Here is a 19698-nt window from a genome sequence, read left to right on the forward strand (position 1 = left end):
CCTATTCCATCCGGAGCCTGACCCCCGCCGCGCGCAGTTCCAGCACGGCCAGCCCCCGGATCACGACGGGATCCTCGTAGCGCCACCCCCCGACCGGATCCGCGCTGACGGCGGCGAGCTTGGCCGGTGAGCGGTTGGCCAGTGCGCGCAGCGCCAACAGCTGCTGGCCGGCTGCGGTGGCGGCCAGCGCGGTCACGACCCACTTGCGCCGGAAGAACCGGATCCGCAGGTACAGCCACGGCATCGTCACCGCCAGGATCGGTGGCAACGCGACCGCCAGCGCCAGCACCCACGCCAGCCAACTGGCGGTGGTGTCCAGTTCGTGCCCGGCTCCGGCGATGTCCATCGCCGCCTGGCTGGCCGCGTTCAGGGGCTGGCCGAGCGCGTCGCCCAGCAGGGGAATGTTGTGCGCGCTGTGCCCGGCCGACGCCAGGTTGCCCGCCACTCCCTTCGAGCCGACTTCGACCTGCCGCCCGGCTTCGGCGATCGTGGCAATCGCCTCGTGGACGGCGAAACCGACGAAGACCCAGATCACCGTCCACAACGAGATGGTGATGTCGCTCATCAGTTGGCCGAAAAGACGGAAGGGCCGGGTCGAGTAAGGCAAGTACCGCGTCATGACACCGATACCAGCACAGCTCGCAGCAGAATGACATCGTCTTGCCGGGTCTCCTGCGGGTCTGCCCGGCCCGGCCTGCCCGATAGGCTGACCCGATGCGACCCGCATTGTCCGATTATCAGCATCTGGCCAGCGGCAAAGTCCGGGAGATCTACCGTGTCGACGACGACCATCTGCTCCTGGTCGCCAGCGACCGGATCTCGGCGTACGACTTCATCCTGGACAGCACCATCCCGGACAAAGGCCGCATCCTGACCGCGATGAGCGTGTTCTTCTTCGGCCTGGTGAGCGCCCCCAACCACCTCGCCGGGCCACCAGACGATCCGCGCATCCCCGACGAGGTGCTCGGCCGTGCCTTGGTGGTGCGACGGCTGGAGATGCTTCCGGTGGAATGCGTGGCCCGCGGTTACCTGACCGGGTCGGGGCTTGTCGACTATCAGGCCACCGGAAAGGTGTGCGGCATCCCGTTGCCGCCCGGGCTGGTGGAGGCCAGCAAGTTCAGCACGCCGCTGTTCACCCCGGCGACCAAGGCCGCACTGGGCGATCACGACGAGAACATCGCATTCGACCGGGTCATCGAATTGGTCGGCGGGGTACGCGCCAACCAACTGCGCGATCGCACCCTGCAGATCTACGTGCAGGCCGCCGATCACGCCCTGAACAGAGGAATCATCATCGCGGACACCAAGTTCGAGTTCGGCACCGACGCGCACGGAAACCTGTTGCTGGCCGACGAGATCTTCACCCCGGATTCGTCACGGTACTGGCCGGCCGCGGACTACCGGCCCGGGGTGGTGCAGACCGCGTTCGACAAGCAGTTCGTCCGCAACTGGCTCACCAGCGCCGAGTCCGGATGGGACCGGCACGGCACTGAGCCGCCGCCACCCCTGCCGGACGACATCATTGTCGCCACCCGAAACCGGTACATCGAGGCATACGAACGGATTTCGGGTAAGAGCTTCGACGACTGGATCGGTCCCGGCGCATGACCGAACGGCTGGCACCACCCGTGGCCAAACGGGTGGAGACCCGACGCGAGCACCATGGCGACGTCTTCCTCGATCCCTACGAGTGGTTGCGGGACAAGGACAGTCCCGAGGTCATCGCCTATCTGGAGGCGGAGAACGCGTACGTCGACCAACAGACGTCTGACTTGGACACATTGCGGCACCAGATATTCGACGAAATCAAGGCGCGGACCAAGGAAACCGACCTGTCGGTGCCCACCCGCCGCGGCGCCTGGTGGTATTACGCCCGCACCTTCGAGGGCAAGCAGTACGGTGTCCACTGCCGTTGCCCGGCAAGCGATCCCGATGACTGGAACCCGCCCCGGTTCGACGAACACACCGAGATCCCCGGTGAGCAGGTGCTGCTCGACGAGAACGAGGCGGCCGACGGTCACGACTTCTTCGCGCTCGGCGCTGCCAGTGTCAGCCTCGACGCGAACCTGCTGGCTTACTCCGTCGACACCGTCGGTGACGAACGTTATACGTTGCGGTTCAAGAACTTGAATACCGGCGAGCTGTATCCCGATGAGATCGCCGGGATCGGCGCCGGCGCGAGCTGGGCCGCCGACAACCGCACCGTCTACTACATCACCGTGGACGACGCCTGGCGGCCGGATACCGTGTGGCGCTACCGACTCGGCGCGGGGCAGCCCGCCGAGCAGGTCTATCACGAACCCGACGAACGGTTCTGGCTGGGGGTCGGACGCACCCGCAGTGACGCCTACATGATGATCGCGGCAGGTTCGTCGGTCACGTCCGAGTACCGCTACGCCGACGCGGCCGACCCCGAAGCGCAGTTCACTGTCGTGTTGTCCCGCCGCGAAGGGGTCGAATACTCGGTGGAGCACGCCGTGGTCGGTGACGAGCAGCGGTTCCTGATCCTGCACAACGACGGCGCGGTCAATTTCACGCTGGTGGAAGCCCCGGTCGACGATCCGTCCCGGCAACACACTCTGATCCCGCACCGTGACGACGTCCGCCTGGACGGTGTGGACGCCTTCGCCGGTCACCTGGTGGTCAGCTACCGACGGGCAGCATTGCCCCGAATTCAATTGTGGCCGTTCGCCACTGACGGCGGCTATGGTGATCCCGAAGAAATCACCTTTGACTCCGAACTGATGGCGTCGGGGTTGGGCGCCAACCCGAACTGGGCTTCACCCAAGCTGCGGGTGGGCGCCGGGTCGTTCGTGACACCGGTGCGGATCTACGACATGGACCTGCGCACCGGCGAGCGGACCCTGCTCCGAGAACAACCGGTGCTGGGCGGCTACCGTCGGGCCGACTACGTGGAGCGACGCGACTGGGCCATCGCCGAGGACGGGACCCGGGTCCCGGTCTCCATCGTGCACCGAGCCGACATCGAATTCCCCGCTCCGGCACTGATCTACGGCTACGGGGCCTACGAGATGTGTGAGGACCCGCGGTTCTCCATCGCCCGGTTGTCGCTGCTGGACCGCGGGATGGTCTTCGTCGTCGCCCACGTGCGCGGCGGTGGCGAGATGGGCCGGCTGTGGTACGAACACGGCAAGTTGCTGGAGAAGAAGAACACCTTCACCGACTTCATCGCGGCGGCACAGCATCTGGTGGAATCCGGTCTGACCCGCCCGCAGCAGTTGGTGGCACTCGGCGGCAGTGCGGGTGGTCTGCTGATGGGGGCGGTGGCCAATATGGCGCCGGAACTGTTCGCCGGAATCCTTGCCCAGGTGCCGTTCGTCGACCCACTGACCACCATTCTGGATCCTTCACTGCCGCTGACCGTCACGGAGTGGGACGAGTGGGGAAACCCCCTGCAGGACAGCGATGTCTACGCGTACATGAAGTCGTACTCGCCGTACGAGAACGTCGCCGGCCGGCCTTACCCGGCGATCCTGGCGATGACCTCGCTGAACGACACCCGGGTGTACTACGTGGAACCGGCCAAGTGGGTGGCGGCGCTGCGACACAGCAATCCAGACGGAAACCCCATCCTGTTGAAAACCCAGATGAAGGCCGGCCACGGCGGTATCAGCGGCCGCTACGAGCGGTGGAAGGAAACCGCGTTCCAGTATGCGTGGCTGCTGACGACCGCCGCTAACCAGCGGGCGTCTTGGGCAGAAACTTAGCCGGGATGAGCGTGATCAGCACCAACGCGGTCGCGATCACCCATACCACTGTGTAACAGTGCGAAAGGTCGTGCACGAGGTTCGTGCCGAAATTCGGGTCGAGGGTCCGCGGCGGTACCGCTGCCGGGTCCAACGCAGCGTGGCGTCGCACCGCCTCCTCCTGTAGCCGACCGAGTTCGTTTGCCGCGGCGATGTTTTCACTGCGGTTGAACTGGCTGGTGAGCACCATCGACATCAGTGCCGTCCCGATCGAGCCGCCCACCTGCAGATTGACGCTGATCAACGTGGAACCGCGGGCGATCTGATGCGGGGCCAGGGCCTGCACTGACGCCCCCGACAGCGGCATCATCGTGCAGCCGGTGCCCATGCCCATGATAGTCAAACCCACCGCCAGCAGCGGCAGGTAGCCGGCCTGGCGGGCGACACCGAAGGTGAAGATGCCCAGCCCCACCGCAATCAGCGTGATGCCGACTAGCACCATCTTGCCGGGACCCTTGCGGTCCATGAACACCCCGGCCCACGGCATGGTGAGCATCGCCCCGATGCCCTGGGGGATCAGGTGCAATCCGGATTGCATCGGCGTCTGGTGCAGCACCTGCTGCAGATAGCTCGGGAGCAGCAACACCGAACCGAAGAACGCGATGGCGAACAGGAATGCCGTCACATTGGCATTGGTCACCACGGGGTTCTTGAACAGCCGCAGGTCCACCAGCGGATGCTCGGCGCGGAACCAGGCGTGCAGCAGGAACGCCCCGATCAGCACCAGGCCGGCCACTGCCGGTATCAACACCTGGCGATCAACCACGGTGCCGTGGCCGGGAATGGCGGACACCCCGAAGAGAAAGCTCGCCAATCCCGGGGACAGCAGCAGGGCGCCGACCGTGTCGAATGTCTCAGACGGTGCCGGCTGATCCCGCGGAAACACCAGCGCCGCAAGGACGAACGCGCACAACCCGATCGGCAGGTTGATCAGGAAGATCCACGGCCAGCTGAAGTCACCGATCAGCCAGCCGCCCAAGATGGGGCCGCCGATCGGACCGAGCAGCATCGGGATCCCGAGCACCGACATCAACCGGCCCAGCCGCTTCGGACCGGCCACCCGGGTGAGGATCATGAATCCCAGCGGCATGAGCATGCCACCGCACATGCCCTGTACCGCACGAAAGACATTGAGCAACAGGATGTTGGGGGCGATCGCGCACAGCATCGAGCCCGCCATGAACGCCAGCACCGACCCCATCCACAGCCGTTTGGTGCCGAACCGGTCGGCCGCCCAGCCCGCCAGCGGGATCACCGTGGCCAGCGCGAGGGTGTAGCCGGTCATGGTCCAGCCGACGACGGCCTGGGTCGACTCGAACTCGACGATGAACGTGCGTTGCGCGACGCTGACGACGGTGCTGTCCAGCCCCATCATCAGCGAGGCCAGGATGCACACCCCGGCGGTTCGCAGGGTCGGCGCATCCAATTTGTCGGGGTAACCCCCGACCTGGGCCGGCCCCGCGGCGGCGGTTCGCAACGCGGGGTCGACTGGTGGGGAAAATGCCTCATCCATGGCGTTGCTGAGCATATCTAACGGCCTGCCTCCGGCGACGGGGCCGATAGACGTCTGCCGTCAGTGTGTCCTTCACCGTCTCGACATCTGGCATCGGCAAACTACCTGCGTGTCTGGAAAACTGATCGTCTCGGTCTCAGGGATTGGCGAGCACACCCTGGCCGACGTGGCCGACTTCTGTGCGCAGATGGATTCCCGCGCTGTTCCGGTGTCCTTCCTGGTGGCGCCGCGTCTCGGTGACCGCTACCGACTGGACCGCGACCCCCGCACCGTGGACTGGCTGACCGACCGGCGCGCCCACGGCGACGCCCTGGTGCTGCACGGCTACGACGAGTCGGCGACCAAGAAGCGGCGCGGCGAGTTCGCGACCCTGCACGCCCACGAGGCCAGCCTGCGACTCAAGGGGGCCGACCGGGTGCTCGAGCACCTGGGGCTGCGCACCCGACTGTTTGCCGCACCCGGCTGGCTGGTCTCGCCCGGAGTCGTCAAAGCGTTGCCGCGCAACGGATTTCGACTGCTCGCCGACGCCTACGGAGTGACCGATCTGGTTCGGGACACCACGGTGCGGGCCCGGGTGCTCGGTATCGGCGAAGGATATCTGGCCGAGCCGTGGTGGTGCCGGATGGTGGTGATGTCAGCCGACCGGGTCGCCCGGCGCGGCGGGGTGGTCCGAATCGCCGTCGCCGCTCGCCACCTGCGCAAGTCCGGTCCGCGGCAGGCCATGTTGGACGCCGTCGACCTGGCTCTGCTGCAGCAGTGCACCCCGATGGTGTACCGCTGGCAGGCCGACAAGGCGGTCCTGGACGCCGCTTAGCTCGATGCGGGCCGCCCGCACCGGTGGCACTAACGTGTATCGACATGAGCGATGCGAGTCCTGGTTCCGACGGGTTCAACGCCGACGCGATCATCGTCGGAGCCGGGCTGGCCGGACTGGTCGCAGCGTGCGAACTGGTGGACCGCGGGTTGCGGGTATTGATCGTCGACCAGGAGAACAGCGCCAACCTCGGCGGGCAGGCCTTCTGGTCGTTCGGCGGCCTGTTCTTCGTCAACAGCCCCGAACAGCGCCGACTGGGCATCCGCGACAGTCCTGAACTGGCCCTGCAGGACTGGCTGGGGACGGCTGCGTTCGATCGTCCCGAGGACTACTGGCCAGAACAGTGGGCACATGCCTATGTCGACTTCGCGGCGGGGGAGAAGCGCAGTTGGCTGCGCACCCGGGGCCTGAAGATCTTCCCGCTGGTGGGCTGGGCCGAACGCGGCGGTTATGACGCGCAGGGGCACGGTAATTCGGTTCCGCGCTTTCACATCACCTGGGGGACGGGGCCGGCGCTGGTCGAGATCTTCGCGCGACAACTGCGTAACCGGCCGAATGTGCGGTTCGCGCACCGGCACCAGGTCGACCGGCTGATCGTGGAAAGTGACGCGGTGACCGGGGTCCGGGGCACCGTGCTGGAACCGTCGGACGAAGCCCGTGGCTTCCCGTCATCGCGAAAAGCAGTGGGAAAATTCGAATTTCGTGCCTCAGCGGTGATTGTGACCAGTGGCGGTATCGGCGGCAATCACGATCTGGTGCGCAAGAACTGGCCGCGACGCATGGGCCGGGCGCCCAAGCAGTTGCTCAGCGGGGTTCCGGCACACGTCGACGGCAGGATGATCGGCATCGCGCAGAAGGCCGGCGCGCGGGTGATCAACCCCGATCGGATGTGGCATTACACCGAGGGCATCACCAACTATGACCCGATCTGGCCGCGGCATGGCATCCGCATCATCCCGGGGCCGTCGTCGTTATGGCTGGACGGGGCGGGAAATCGGTTGCCGGTCCCGCTCTATCCCGGCTTCGACACGCTGGGCACCTTGGAGCACATCGCCCAGACCGGCTACGACTACACGTGGTTTGTGTTGAACGCCAAGATCATCGAGAAAGAGTTCGCCCTTTCGGGTCAGGAGCAGAACCCCGACCTGACCGGTCAGAGTGTCCGCCAACTGTTGCGGTCGCGGACCCGATCCGGGCCGCCCGGTCCGGTGCAGGCATTCGTCGACCAAGGAGTGGATTTCGTCACCGCTGACTCGTTGGCGGAGCTGGTGGACGCCATGAACGCGTTGCCCGACGTGCAACCGCTGGACTACGAGACGGTCCACGCCGCGGTCACCTCGCGGGATCGCGAGGTGGCCAACAAGTTCACCAAGGACGGGCAGATCACCGCGATCCGCGCGGCCCGTACCTACCTGGGCGACCGGCTGGGCCGGGTGGTGGCGCCGCACCGGCTGGTCGATCCCAAGGCCGGACCGCTGATCGCGGTCAAGCTGCACATCCTCACCCGAAAGACGTTGGGGGGCATTGAAACCGACCTGGACTCGCGGGTGCTGAGGTCCGATGGCAGCGCAGTGGCCGGGTTGTACGCCGCTGGTGAGGTCGCCGGCTTCGGTGGAGGCGGTGTGCACGGCTACCGGTCCCTGGAGGGCACCTTCCTGGGTGGCTGCATCTTCTCCGGACGGGCCGCCGGCCGCGGCGCCGCCGCGGACATCAGTTAGCCGGAACCCCCGCGCAACTCAGAAGGTGACGCCGTCCTCTTCGCGGAGCACCTGAAAGTCGGTGCTGGTCATCTCGGTGAGCCGGCCGTAGTAGATGCCGCGGGCGTCGGGAGCCACGATGCCCTGATGGATGGGCACTGCCCGCGCGGGGTTCACGGCCCGCAAATAGTCCACGGCCTCCGAGATCTTCATCCAGGGCGCCGCGGCGGGCGTGGCCAGCACGTCCACCGGCTCGTCGGGTACGAACAACGCGTCACCCGGATGCATCAACCTCGCGGGATGGTCACCGTCGCCCACCAGATACGAAATGTTGTCTATCACAGGGATTTCCGGATGGATGACGGCGTGCCGGCCACCGACCGCTCTGATGGTCAGCTGCTCGACAGACAGTTCGTCCCCCACGTGCACGGCGTGGCACGGCTCGCCCAGCTGCGCCGTGGTCTGGGGGTCGGCATACAGCGTGGCGGCCGGGTTGCCCTGCAGCAGTGCCGGCAACCGGGTGACGTCGACGTGGTCGGGATGCTGGTGGGTGATCACGATGGCGGCCAGGCCGGTGATCCCCTCGAAACCGTGGGCGAAAGTGCCGGGATCGAAAAGCACCTTGGTGTCCCCGAACTCGGCGAGCAGGCAGGAATGCCCGAAATGCGTCAGTTGCATGCTTACGATTGTGCCCTGATGGGGGCCGTGCAGTTGAGGATGTTGGTGGCGACGATGATGGTCGCCGGTTGCCTGGTGATCGCACTGGTCGCGGTGCCGGCGGCGAACGCCGAACCGGAAACCTGTCCGCCGATCTGCGATCAGATCCCGGGGACCGCGTGGATCCAACGCGAATCGGTGCCGCTGCACGGCGTGTACCGGTGGCCGTCGTTGGCAGCGGTGGCGGTGCCCCTGACCGGCGGGCCTGCCACGCCCCAGTTCCGGTTCGAGCAGGTCTGTGGCACCGCGGCCCTGCCGCAGGACCCCCGCAATTCCGCCGTGGCGGCCCGCGCGCTGGTCACCCGGGACCACTGGCAGCTGCAGGCGCTGATCCTGCACTGGCGCGGCGACACCGCACGCGGGGGCGCGAATGCCGCAGCGGTGTTCAGCACTGCGCTCGCAGCACTGCGCGCCTGTCAGCTCGGTGCGCCCGCGCAGTCGCCGTCGGTCACCGACGAGGAACCGACCCGGATGGCCGCCGTCATCAGCGGACCGGTCATCGTGCACACCTACCTGGTCGCACATGTCGCGAGCAGCACGGTCAGTGAACTGACGCTGTGGTCGTCGGGGTCTGACCAGGTGCCCTGGCCGGTGATCTCCGACGCCGGGGTCCTGGACGCCCTCACCGCTCCGCTGTGCGATGCGTACCTCGGCTCCTGCCCGTGACGGACGAAATTCGCTCTGGCACTGCGTATTTGCGGTAGGTTCGGCGGATGGTCACCCTCGATGTCCTCTACAGCGCGGCTCTGCATCCGTGGCCGGAGCTACGGGAGAAGGTGCTGCGCGCAGAGGCGGAGGGCTTCGGTACCGCGTACGTGTTCGACCACCTCTCCGGTGCGATGTTGTCCGGCAGCCGAATGCTGGAGTGCTTCACCCTGGTCGGGGCGCTGGCCGCAGCCACCTCCACGATCCGGATCGGCACCCTGGTGGTGAACGCGGCCAATCGGCCCGCCGGGGTGACGGTTGCCGCCGCCGCCTCGGCGCAGGAGATCAGCGGCGGGCGGTTCGTGTTCGGTCTCGGCGCCGGCGGCGCACCGGACAGTCCGTGGTCGCGCGAGCAGCGGCTGGTCGATATCACCCTGGCCGACTCCCTGCGGGCGCGGCACCGGCACCTGGTCGACGTGCTCGACCTGTGCGACAGCCAGTGGGACCCCGCCAGGGCGGCCGCGTGGGCCGGCTTTCCGTTGCCCAGGCCACCGGTGTTGCTCGGCGTCAACAGCGTCGCCCTGGCCGAGATCGGCGGTGACCGCTGCGACGCCGTCAATGTGCGTCTGGACCATCCCCGCATCGGTGAGTTCTTCCAGGCGGCCCGGGCCGCCCGCGCCCGATCCGCCCGGGCCGGGACCCCGCTGGTGCTCAACGCCTGGACGGCGCTGTCCGATGCCGCGCTCGACCCGCACGGTGCGGTGCAGCACCGGATCAGCGACCTGGGCGGCCACGGGCTGATTTTGGTCGGGTGATCACACCTGGTCCATCGCCGGTAGAGTCGCGGGCGGAGCGATCTGAGCTGAGGAGGAGCGCGGTGGCCCGGGTGGTCGTGCATGTGATGCCCAAAGCGGAGATTCTCGACCCGCAGGGCCAGGCCATTGTCGGTGCCCTGGGCAGGCTGGGTCATCCGGGGATCTCAGATGTGCGTCAGGGCAAGCGGTTCGAGTTGGAGGTCGACGACACTGTCGACGACTCGGTGCTCGCCGACATCGCGGAGTCACTGCTGGCCAACACCGTGATCGAGGAGTGGACGATAAGTCGGGACCCGCAGTGACGGCCCGGATCGGAGTGATCACCTTTCCCGGCACCCTCGACGACGTGGATGCCGCGCGGGCGGCACGGAAGGTCGGCGCGGAGGCGATCAGCCTCTGGCACGCCGACGTCGACCTCAAGGCGGTCGATGCCGTGGTGGTGCCCGGCGGCTTCTCCTACGGCGACTACCTGCGGGCGGGTGCGATCGCCAGGTTCGCCCCGGTGATGGGCGAAGTGGTGGCGGCGGCCGGTCGCGGCATGCCGGTGCTGGGCATCTGCAACGGCTTCCAGGTGCTCTGCGAGGCTGGTCTGTTGCCGGGTGCGTTGACCCGAAACGCCGGCCTGCACTTCATCTGTCGCGACGTGTGGTTGCGGGTGGCGTCGACGTCGACGGCCTGGACGTCGCGTTTCGAGAGCGACGCGGACCTGCTGATTCCGCTGAAGTCCGGCGAGGGCCGATACGTGGCACCGCGGGAAACCATCGAAGAACTCGAGGGCGACGGGCGGGTGGTGTTCCGCTACCGCGACAACCTCAACGGCTCGCTCAACGACATCGCCGGCATCAGTTCAGCCAACGGCCGCGTGGTCGGGTTGATGCCGCATCCCGAACATGCCATCGAAGCGCTCACCGGCCCCTCCGACGATGGCCTCGGATTGTTCTATTCAGCGCTGGATTCGGTGCTGGCCGCCTGATATCAGGCCGACAAGACCGCGTAAGGTGCTGCGGCACGACGCAATTCGTCGAATTCAGCGGTGATCGCAGCAGTCGCGTCATGCACGTCGGCGAAGGTCTGGTCGTCGGTCAGCACCGCGATTCCCAGTTGGTCCGCGTAGCTCCACACGGTGATGTTGACCGGTGCGCCCGGCGACAGCACGCCCGTGGAGTAGATCTCGCTGACCGGCGCACCGCCGAAGTGACCCCGCTGTCGCGGTCCCATGACGCTGGAGACAGCAACATTCATGATCTTGTTGTGGCCCTCGCGTCGACCCAGCCAGCGGAACATCGCCGGGGCGATCGCGGCCGGCAGGTAGTTCATCAGCCGGCCGTAGAGCCGGGAGCCGAGTATCTCGTGGTCCTCCTTGGCGTACCTGGACGCCCGTGCTACCAGCCGCACCCGCTCGAGTGGATCGGCGACGTGCACCGGCAGCGACACCGACAGGCCGCTGATCTCGTTGCCACTGATCCGGTCGGACTTGTCGGTGGCAGTGGGGACCGACGCGATGATCGGGCGGTCCGCGCTGCCGTCGTAGTCGAGCAGCAGGGTCCGCAGACCTCCGGCGGCCATGGCCAGGATCAGGTCGTTCATCTTGACGCCCAGTTCGGCGGCGGTCGCTTTCACGTCAGCCAAAGGCAGTGCGGCGCTGGCGAAGCGGCGCTGTGGTGACACCACGTGGTTGAGGAAGGTCGGTGGAGCGTCGAACGTGTCGGCCAGATCGGGGTGGCTGCCGCGTTCCCGTGCGCGACGACGCATCCGGACCGTGCCCGAGACGGCGTCCCGGATCAATCCGGGCAGCGCGGCCAGTTGCCGCACGTGGTCACGTGCGGCCGCACGCAGCAGGTCCGCGGAAGTCGCTGTGGCGCTGTCGTTCTGAATCGGCGCGACGGTCATGTCGACGAGATCCATGGCCCGGGCCAACAGGTTCGCCGATGCGACACCGTCGGCCAGCGAGTGGTGCACTTTGCCGATCACCGCGAAACGGCCCCCGGCCAGGCCCTCGGCGAAATGGAACTCCCACAGCGGGCGACTGCGGTCCAGCGGTGTGGAGGCGATCTCGCCGATCAGCTGATCCAGTTCGCGGCGCCCGCCCGGCGCCGGAACCTGCACGCGTCGTAGGTGGTAGTCCAGGTCGACCGCGCAATTCTGCTGCCACACCGGGTGATTCAAACGCCAGGGAATCTCGACCAAGCGGTATCGCAACGGCTCCAGCAGGTGCAATCTGGCTTGCAGGTGCTTGCGGAATACCTCGAAGCCGAACTCGCCATCGAATGTCGATGCGTCGACGACGGTGACCTTCAGGGTGTGGGTGTGCAGGTTGGGCGTCTCGCTGTAGAGCAGCATCGCGTCCATCCCGTTGAGTCGTTTCATCTGACACCCCGTTCTCAGCCGACGATGGGCAGTCGGCGCTCGCCGGCCAGGCGGTCGAGCGCGGTCTGCATCACCGCGCGGACATGGGCGTCGACCTCGGCCACGTCGGGATCCGCACCGAACTGGGCGACGACGTCGATGGGTTCGAGCACCTCGGTGACGACCTTGGCCGGCATCGGGAGGTTGGGCGGGAAGAAGACGCTGAAGCCGAAGGGAAAGCCGAAGCTGACCGGCAAAATATCCGACCGCAGCTTATTGAGGCCGAGTCGGCGGGCCAGCCAATTGCCGCGGGTGAGGAACAACTGTGTTTCCTGCGCGCCGATCGACACCGTCGGCACGATCGGAACCCCGGCTTCGACGGCGGTCCGGACGTAGCCGGTGCGCCCGTTGAAGTCCACAGAGTTGGCCTCGAAGGTGGGCCGGTAGGAGTCGTAGTCACCGCCGGGGAAGACCAACACCACCGCGCCGGAGTGCAGGGCGGCCGCGGCGTTCTCCCGGCTCGCCTCGATGACGCCGAGGCGCCGCAACCAGCCGTCCATCGGCCCCATGAACAGCGCGTTGTGCCCCAGGGTGTAGACCGGCCGGTCGTAACCGAAGGTGTCGTAATACTGCGGCGAGAAGATGAACACATCCGGGGTGAACATGCCCCCCGAGTGGTTGGACACCACCAGCGCGCCGCCGACCGCGGGCACGTTGTCCATGTGGCGCACTTCGGCGCGATGCCACCGCTTGATGACGGGTGCGACGGTGTCGATGACCTGTTTGGTGAACGCGGGGTCCCACTTGGCGATCTCGCGGTCGTCGCTGCTGTTACTGACATCACCCGTCATGGCTTCTCCGATTGCGTTTAGGACCCCGCCTGCGCTGGGGATTCCTGAAGTGAGCGCTCTCTACATCCGTAGAGGATATGCTACTCTCATTTTAAGAGAATGTCATTATCGTGCGGTTGTGGCATACCGCACACATCGCAAGTGCAGGGAGCGAGAATGTCCGAAAAAGTTCTGGTTACAGGTGGATTCGGGTTGGTCGGTGCGCAGACCGTGCGGCGGCTGGCCGCCGACGGGCATCAGGTAGTCGCCACCGACCTCGGCACGAAGCCGCACCGCAGGGCGGCCGCACAACTGCCGGCCGGCGTGGCAGCGCGCTGGGCAGACCTGACCGATCCGGACGCCGTCGCCATGCTGGTCGCACAGGTCGAACCGACCGTGATCATCCACCTGGCCGCGGTGATCCCGCCGGTGATCTACGGCATCCCGGACCTGGCGCGCCGGGTCAACGTCGACGCCACGGTGGCATTATTGCGGGCCGCCGAAGCGTGCGCCCGACCACCGCGGTTCGTGCAGGCATCGAGCAACGCCGTGCACGGTGCCCGCAACCCGCACCGGCATACCGAGTTGCTCAGTGCCGACAGCCCGGTCGCGCCGTCGGATCTGTACGGAGCCCACAAAGCCGAGGCGGAGCAGCACGTTCGGCTGTCCAGCCTGGACTGGGTGATCCTGCGCCTCGGCGGCGTCATGAGCGCAGACCCGGGTGCGATGCCTTTCACCTTCGATGCGCTGTTCTTCGAGAGCGCGCTGCCGACCGACGGGCGGATGCACAGCGTGGATGTCCGTGACGTAGCGGCTGCGTTCGCCGCGGCGACCATCGCTGCGCGGGAGGACGTGGTCGGTCAGATTCTGCCGGTCGCCGGCGACGAAACGCACCGGTTGCGCCAAGGCGAGGTCGGCGCTGCGCTGGCGGCCACCCGCGGTCTGAAGGATGTGCTGCCCGGCGGCCGGCCCGGTGATCCCGCGAGCGACGAGGACTGGTTCGTCACGGACTGGATGGACACCACGCATGCCCAGCAGGTGCTGGCTTTTCAGCAGCACAGTTGGCCGGACATCCTGGCCGAGATGCGTGCTGCCGCAGGGTGGCGGCGGTACCCGATGCAGTTGGTGGCTCCGCTGGCGCGACTGGTGCTCAAGCGCCGCGCAGCCTACCGGGACGCGCCCGGCCGCTACGCGGATCCGTGGGGTGCTTTCCGTAGGAAGCTGGGCGAGCCACGGCCGGACCGGGTGCTTGCCGGCCGGATCGGGTAGCCGCTACTCAGCCCGCCGCGCGCAGCAACGGTGCCGAGGGCAGCTCGGCGACGGGGTTCAACCTGCTGAAGAGATCGACCGCCGCGGTCAGCGCGCGGTCGACGTACGCGGCGAAGTCGTCGAAACCGACCCGTTCGCCGATCCATCGTGACTGTTCTGCGGTGACGCCGACGCGCCGCGGATCTGACGATCCGTGCACCGTCGCGGTGACGTCGCGGTTCTGCTCGTTCCACGTGTCGGCGACGTGCACCAGGCGCTCGTGTTCGGTGCTGGGATAGAAACACGCAGGCGTGATGCGCACGGTGACGACATCCGGGTGCAGCGTCGGGATTTCGAGGTGCACATGCAGGCGGCGCTCGGCGTTCAGGACGAAGAAGAATTCGGCATCGTGGCGGCCGCGGAAATACCGCCGTCCGCGGGTGCGCAGGTAGCGCTCGATCAGGTCGGCGGTCAGCGGCTCAGTCATAGTTCTCCATGCTCCGGCAGGTGACTATGCGGGTCCTGGTTCCAGAGACAGGAAAACTGAAGAAACAGTTGAGAATCGGCTGAGCGACGGTGCCGTCAGACAACGACGAAAAACGAATCCCGGTACGCCTCGAGTAGTCGCAGCCACAGCTCGCTGATGGTCGGGAAACAGGGCACCGCGTGCCACAGCCGATCGATCGATACCTCGCCGGCCACGGCGATGGTCGCCGCGTGCAGCAGTTCGGTCACGCCCGGGCCGACGAGAGTCACCCCGAGCACATGACGGCTGTCGACGTCGACCACCATGCGTGCCCGCCCGGCGTACCCGTCGGCGAAAAGCTTGGCGCCGGTGACGACGTCGCCGATCTCGATATCGATGACTTTGGTGCGGTGACCGGCCTGCGCGGCCTGCTCGGCGGTCAGGCCCACCGCGGCGACTTCGGGGTCGGTGAAGAACGCCTGCGGCACCGCGTGATGATCCGCGGTGGTGGCGTGTGCGCCCCACGGCTCGGTGTCCAGCGCTCGACCGGCGGCGCGGGCACCGATGGCGGCGCCGGCGATTCGCGCCTGGTACTTGCCCTGATGGGTCAGCAGTGCGCGGTGGTTGACGTCGCCGGCGGCGTAGAGCCAGCCGTCCTCGACCGCCTTGACCCGGCACGTGTCGTCGACCTCCAGCCAACTGCCGGGGGTGAGCCCCACAGTTTCCAAACCGATGTGGTCAGTGAGGGGTTTGCGGCCGGTGGCGAACAGGATCTCGTCGACCTCGAGGCCGGTGCCGTCGCTCAATGCCAGCGATACCGGGCAGTACGGGTAAGCCCGGCTCAGTTCCTGCACCGAGACGCCCAGGCGCACGTCGACTCCCGCGTCGGTGAGTCCGCGGCCGACGAGTTCCCCCACGAAGGACTCCATCCGCGGCAGCAATTGCGATCCGCGGGCCAACAGGGTCACCTTTGAGCCCAATCCCTGCCAGGCCGTTGCCATTTCAACGCCGACACCGCCGCCTCCGACGACGGCCAGCCGATTGGGCACGTCGCTGCTGTCGGTGGCTTCGCGGTTGGTCCAGGGCCGGGCGTCGTAGAGGCCGGGCAGGTCGGGCAGGGCGGGGCGGGTGCCGGTGCACACGACGACGGCATGCCGCACGGTCAGCACCATCTCGGCACCGCCCGGGGTGGTGACCACGACCCGCCGGGGCCCGTCCAACCGTCCGTGTCCGCGGATCAGGGTGGCGCCGATGCCGTTCACCCAGTCGACCTGGCCGCTGTCGTCCCAGTCGCTGACGTACCGATCGCGGCGGGCGAAGACGCCACCCGGGTGGATCGGACCGATGATCGCCTGACGGGCACCGTCGACGCGGCGGGCCTCGGCGACGGCGATGACCGGACGCAACAGTGCCTTGCTCGGCACGCAAGCCCAGTAGGAGCACTCGCCGCCGACGAGTTCGCGCTCGACGACGATGACGCTCAGGCCCGCAGCGCGCGCCCGGTCTGCGACGTTCTGCCCGACCGGACCCGCGCCGAGCACCACGACGTCGCATTCCTGCTGCTCTTCCGGCATGGTTCAAACAATCCTTTCGGCTCGGTTCTGCCAACGAAGCTACTCGGGCCGCAGCAGCCCGCTGACCATCGCGCGCCGCGCTACGCCGGCGGACTCAACGCCACCGACGCCTCAGCGGTGTAGCACAGGAAGGTGAGTGTCTCCTGCAGGTAGAGCTGCACGGTGTCGGCGTCGTGGCGCAGGTAGCCGATCGACACGTCGGTTCCCAGTTGCAGGTCGAAGTCGCCGCCCCGGGTGGTCAGCACGAACGCGCCGTCGATGGCCGGCGCCCAGATGATGTCGCCGTCGACCAGGCGGTTCAGGTGTTCGAGGATCGGATAGCCACCGGCGGTGGTCTCGCTGACCTGGGTGTAGGTGTCGGCCGACAGCAGCACCGAGTACGGTCCGTCCACGCCGGCCAGCCGCAACGACGTCAGAGCCTGCGTGATCACATCGGGAATGTCGCGGGGGTCGTCGGGCAGGGTCAGGGGCGGATTGGAGCTGGACTTGCGGATGCCGTCGATCGAGGCCGGCGCGTAGCCCTCGAAGATGCCACGGTCCTCCACGAAGGCGAGCTTCTTGGCGGCCGCCTTGACCGGCTCCCAGTCGGGGTCGTTGGATCCGCGCTCGACATCGTCGATCTCGTTGCGGGACAAGGTGAATGGCACGCGCAGCCGTACCAGCGGTCTGCTGTCGCGAAGATGGGCGATCACCCCGTCGGCGGGCGACGCCAGGTCGATCAGCCGGCCGGTGCTGACCGAGGCGGTCACCGGGCCGCCGGGCTCGCTGACGTCGACCACCCTGCGGCCGGCGATATGCCGCTTGAAGGTGCGGGTGGCCTCCAATTCGATGTCCGCCCAGGCGACTTCGGTGACGGGTGCCAGATCGCGGTAGAGATTGTTCATCCGGAGTGTCCTTTCAGGCTGCCGATCGAAAGTGAACCGTCCTGGCGCGCCGGGGCCGGCGGCGCGTCGGCGCCGGGTTCGGGCAAGGGCGGCGGGTCGTCGAGGAAATCGACCGTGGGGGAGAAGAACAATCCCCCGGTGACCGCGGTGGAGAAGTCCAGAATGCGATCGGTATTGCCCGGCGGGTCGCCGAGAAACATGTTGCGCAACAGCCTTTCGGTCACCGCGGGGGCGCGGGAGTAACCGATGAAGTAGGTGCCGTATTCGCCCTTGCCGACCTCCCCGAACGGCATGTTGTGCCGGACGATCTTGAGTTCGGTTCCGCTGTCGTCGGTGATCACGTTGAGCGCGATGTGCGAGTTTCTCGGTTTGACCTCGTCGGCCAGTTCGATGTCTTCCAGCTTGGTGCGCCCGATCACCAGCTCCTGCTCGGTGACCGACAATGACTCCCACGACGTCATGTCGTGCACGTACTTCTGCACGTGCACGTAACACGAGCCCGCGAAGACGGGATCCTCGTCGCCAATCGCCGTGGCGCTGCGGGCAATCGGTCCGTCGGGATTCTCGGTGCCGTCCACGAAGCCGAGCAGGTCGCGGTTGTCGAAGAATCGGAAGCCGTGCACCTCGTCAACGACGGTCACCGCACCTGCCATCGCCTTGAGGATGCGCCCGGCGAGCTCGAAGCACACGTCGAGGCTTTCGGCGCGGATGTGGAACAGCAGGTCGCCCGGTGTCGAGGGGGCGTGGTGGCGCGGTCCGTCCAGCGCCACGAACGGATGCAGCTGCGCCGGCCGTGGCCCGGCGAACAACCGGTCCCAGGCCTGGGAGCCGATCGAGGTGATCACCGACAGGTGCTTGGCCGGGTCGCGGAATCCGATCGCGCGGACCAGCCCGGAGATGTCGGGCAGCGCGTCGTGCACCGTCGCTTCGCCGCCATCGTCGATGGTCGCGACGAGGAAGATCGCGGCGGGCGTCAGCGGTGCTAGAACGGGTTGGGGCTGTACCGGCGGCACTCTGCTGACCCTATCGTCATCAGTGGCGTTCCGAACAGCGAAGATGGTGGACATGTCCGGCATGTCGGCAACCGCAGCAGGTCTCGGCCAGTTCATCGACGCTTCTCCCTCGCCCTTTCACGTCTGCGCCACGACGGCTGCGCGGTTGCTCGCAGCCGGCTACACCGAACTCGACGAAACCGATCGCTGGCCGGCGCAACCCGGCCGGTACTTCACCGTGCGCGCCGGATCGCTGGTGGCCTGGCGTGCTGGGGAGTCCGTGACCGCGTTCCGCATCGTCGGCGCGCACACCGACAGCCCCAACCTGAGGGTCAAGCAACACCCCGACCGGGTGGTCGCCGGCTGGCAGGTGGTGGCACTGCAGCCCTACGGCGGCGCGTGGCTGAACTCCTGGCTGGACCGGGATCTGGGCGTCAGCGGACGCCTGTCGGTGCGGGACGGCACCGGAGTCGGGCACCGGCTGGTGCGGATCGACGAACCGGTGCTGCGGGTGCCGCAGCTGGCCATCCATCTGGCCGACGACCGCAAGTCGCTGACGCTGGATCCGCAGCGACACCTCAACGCGGTGTGGGGGGTAGCCGACGAGGTACCGCCGGGCGGGTTCGTTGAATTCGTTGCGCAACAAGCCGGGATCGCCGCCGTCGATGTGCTGGCCGCCGACCTGATGACGCACGATCTGACCCCGTCGGCGGTGATCGGGGCGGATTCGAGCCTGCTGAGCGCGCCGCGGCTGGACAATCAGGCCAGCTGCTATGCGGGTCTGGAGGCGTTGCTGGCCGCCGAGCCCAGCGATGTGGTGCCGGTGCTGGTGTTGTTCGATCACGAGGAGGTCGGCTCGACGTCGGATCACGGCGCCCAGTCCAACCTGCTGATCACCGTGCTGGAACGCATCGTGCTGGCAGCCGGGGGAAGTCGGGAAGACTATCTGCGGACGCTGCCCGCCTCGCTGCTGGCGTCGGCGGATATGGCGCACGCGACGCACCCCAACTATCCGGAGCGACACGAGCCGGGCCACCTGATCGGGGTCAACGCGGGACCGGTACTCAAGGTGCACCCCAATCTGCGTTACGCCACCGACGGACGCACCGCCGCCGCCTTCGCGATGGCCTGCCGGCAGGCCGGAGTTCCGTTGCAGCGCTACGAGCATCGGGCGGACCTGCCGTGCGGCTCGACGATCGGGCCGATGACGGCAGCCCGCACCGGTATCCCGACCGTCGACGTCGGGGCCCCGCAGCTCGCCATGCACTCGGCGCGCGAACTGATGGGCGCGCACGACGTCGAGACGTACGCGGCTGCCCTGCACGCGTTTCTCTCGCCGCGCTGAGCACGCTGAGCTGACGCTTCGCCATCAAGTCAGCCCCGTTTCCGG

General features: G+C 67.3%; 19 protein-coding genes. 10 read left to right on the plus strand and 9 right to left on the minus strand.

The features are described 5' to 3' along the window. Nucleotide 1: 1 nt before the first annotated feature. Nucleotides 2–619, minus strand: a complete 618-nt coding sequence (locus tag ACZYZ9_RS22215) for a hypothetical protein (RefSeq protein ID WP_463828439.1) — start codon at nucleotides 617–619, stop codon at nucleotides 2–4. A 95-nt stretch (nucleotides 620–714) separates the two neighbouring features. Here ACZYZ9_RS22215 and ACZYZ9_RS22220 point away from each other — a divergent pair, with 95 nt between their 5' ends. Both ACZYZ9_RS22220 and ACZYZ9_RS22225 read left to right on the plus strand, forming a co-directional pair. Next, nucleotides 715–1608: a phosphoribosylaminoimidazolesuccinocarboxamide synthase gene (locus tag ACZYZ9_RS22220; protein WP_463828440.1), complete on the plus strand. Its 894-nt coding sequence runs from the start codon at nucleotides 715–717 to the stop codon at nucleotides 1606–1608. Further along, the gene (locus ACZYZ9_RS22225) at nucleotides 1605–3728 is read left to right on the plus strand and encodes a S9 family peptidase (protein WP_463828441.1); all 2124 of its coding nucleotides are present in this window, start codon (nucleotides 1605–1607) and stop codon (nucleotides 3726–3728) included. The genes ACZYZ9_RS22220 and ACZYZ9_RS22225 overlap by 4 nt, the downstream gene beginning before the upstream one ends. On the opposite strand, the gene ACZYZ9_RS22230 is transcribed toward ACZYZ9_RS22225, so the two are convergent. Next, the gene (locus tag ACZYZ9_RS22230; RefSeq protein ID WP_463828442.1) at nucleotides 3697–5295 is read right to left on the minus strand and encodes a DHA2 family efflux MFS transporter permease subunit; all 1599 of its coding nucleotides are present in this window, start codon (nucleotides 5293–5295) and stop codon (nucleotides 3697–3699) included. The two genes, ACZYZ9_RS22225 and ACZYZ9_RS22230, sit on opposite strands and share 32 nt — an antisense overlap. A gap of 94 nt (nucleotides 5296–5389) precedes the next feature. Between ACZYZ9_RS22230 and ACZYZ9_RS22235 the strand changes: the two genes are divergently transcribed. Next, entirely contained in the window at nucleotides 5390–6094 is a 705-nt protein-coding gene (locus ACZYZ9_RS22235; protein ID WP_463828443.1) for a DUF2334 domain-containing protein, read from the plus strand. Nucleotides 6095–6117: 23 nt separating this feature from the next. After that, nucleotides 6118–7812 (plus strand): FAD-binding dehydrogenase, encoded by a 1695-nt coding sequence (locus ACZYZ9_RS22240; RefSeq protein WP_463828444.1) that lies wholly within the window; start codon nucleotides 6118–6120, stop codon nucleotides 7810–7812. 18 nt (nucleotides 7813–7830) lie between these two features. On the opposite strand, the gene ACZYZ9_RS22245 is transcribed toward ACZYZ9_RS22240, so the two are convergent. Beyond that, entirely contained in the window at nucleotides 7831–8469 is a 639-nt protein-coding gene (locus ACZYZ9_RS22245; protein WP_463828445.1) for an MBL fold metallo-hydrolase, read from the minus strand. On the opposite strand from ACZYZ9_RS22245, the gene ACZYZ9_RS22250 reads away from it, so the two are divergent. From ACZYZ9_RS22250 to purQ, 4 genes are all read left to right on the plus strand, one after another. Beyond that, entirely contained in the window at nucleotides 8446–9174 is a 729-nt protein-coding gene (locus ACZYZ9_RS22250) for an ATPase (RefSeq protein WP_463828446.1), read from the plus strand. The two genes, ACZYZ9_RS22245 and ACZYZ9_RS22250, sit on opposite strands and share 24 nt — an antisense overlap. Before the next feature lie 47 nt (nucleotides 9175–9221). Continuing rightward, complete coding sequence (locus ACZYZ9_RS22255; protein WP_463828447.1) at nucleotides 9222–9968, plus strand: LLM class flavin-dependent oxidoreductase; 747 nt, start codon at nucleotides 9222–9224, stop codon at nucleotides 9966–9968. A 62-nt stretch (nucleotides 9969–10030) separates the two neighbouring features. Continuing rightward, complete coding sequence (gene purS / locus ACZYZ9_RS22260) at nucleotides 10031–10270, plus strand: phosphoribosylformylglycinamidine synthase subunit PurS (protein WP_463828448.1); 240 nt, start codon at nucleotides 10031–10033, stop codon at nucleotides 10268–10270. Beyond that, nucleotides 10267–10941: a phosphoribosylformylglycinamidine synthase subunit PurQ gene (gene purQ / locus ACZYZ9_RS22265; RefSeq protein ID WP_463828449.1), complete on the plus strand. Its 675-nt coding sequence runs from the start codon at nucleotides 10267–10269 to the stop codon at nucleotides 10939–10941. Before purS ends, purQ begins: the two co-directional genes overlap by 4 nt. A gap of 2 nt (nucleotides 10942–10943) precedes the next feature. Here purQ and ACZYZ9_RS22270 read toward each other — a convergent pair whose 3' ends face one another. Next, entirely contained in the window at nucleotides 10944–12335 is a 1392-nt protein-coding gene (locus tag ACZYZ9_RS22270; RefSeq protein ID WP_463828450.1) for a WS/DGAT/MGAT family O-acyltransferase, read from the minus strand. Nucleotides 12336–12349: 14 nt separating this feature from the next. Then, a complete protein-coding gene (locus ACZYZ9_RS22275) occupies nucleotides 12350–13165 on the minus strand; it encodes a lysophospholipid acyltransferase family protein (protein WP_463828451.1) in 816 nt (271 codons plus the stop codon). A gap of 156 nt (nucleotides 13166–13321) precedes the next feature. Between ACZYZ9_RS22275 and ACZYZ9_RS22280 the strand changes: the two genes are divergently transcribed. Beyond that, nucleotides 13322–14413 carry an NAD-dependent epimerase/dehydratase family protein gene (locus ACZYZ9_RS22280; RefSeq protein ID WP_463828452.1) on the plus strand — a complete coding sequence of 364 codons (1092 nt, stop codon included), beginning with the start codon at nucleotides 13322–13324 and terminating at the stop codon, nucleotides 14411–14413. A 7-nt stretch (nucleotides 14414–14420) separates the two neighbouring features. Here ACZYZ9_RS22280 and ACZYZ9_RS22285 read toward each other — a convergent pair whose 3' ends face one another. From ACZYZ9_RS22285 to ACZYZ9_RS22300, 4 genes are all read right to left on the minus strand, one after another. Then, the gene (locus ACZYZ9_RS22285; RefSeq protein ID WP_463828453.1) at nucleotides 14421–14879 is read right to left on the minus strand and encodes a YbjN domain-containing protein; all 459 of its coding nucleotides are present in this window, start codon (nucleotides 14877–14879) and stop codon (nucleotides 14421–14423) included. Nucleotides 14880–14974: 95 nt separating this feature from the next. Next, on the minus strand, nucleotides 14975–16432 hold the full coding sequence (locus ACZYZ9_RS22290; protein ID WP_463828454.1) for a dihydrolipoyl dehydrogenase family protein: 1458 nt from the start codon (nucleotides 16430–16432) through the stop codon (nucleotides 14975–14977). Between the two features lie 80 nt (nucleotides 16433–16512). Next, complete coding sequence (locus ACZYZ9_RS22295; protein WP_463828455.1) at nucleotides 16513–17316, minus strand: family 1 encapsulin nanocompartment shell protein; 804 nt, start codon at nucleotides 17314–17316, stop codon at nucleotides 16513–16515. Continuing rightward, on the minus strand, nucleotides 17313–18329 hold the full coding sequence (locus tag ACZYZ9_RS22300; protein WP_463828456.1) for a Dyp-type peroxidase: 1017 nt from the start codon (nucleotides 18327–18329) through the stop codon (nucleotides 17313–17315). Before ACZYZ9_RS22300 ends, ACZYZ9_RS22295 begins: the two co-directional genes overlap by 4 nt. 61 nt (nucleotides 18330–18390) lie before the next feature. On the opposite strand from ACZYZ9_RS22300, the gene ACZYZ9_RS22305 reads away from it, so the two are divergent. Next, the gene (locus ACZYZ9_RS22305) at nucleotides 18391–19653 is read left to right on the plus strand and encodes a M18 family aminopeptidase (RefSeq protein ID WP_463828506.1); all 1263 of its coding nucleotides are present in this window, start codon (nucleotides 18391–18393) and stop codon (nucleotides 19651–19653) included. Nucleotides 19654–19698 lie beyond the last annotated feature (45 nt).

Source organism: Mycobacterium sp. IDUB_28, assembly GCF_055419285.1.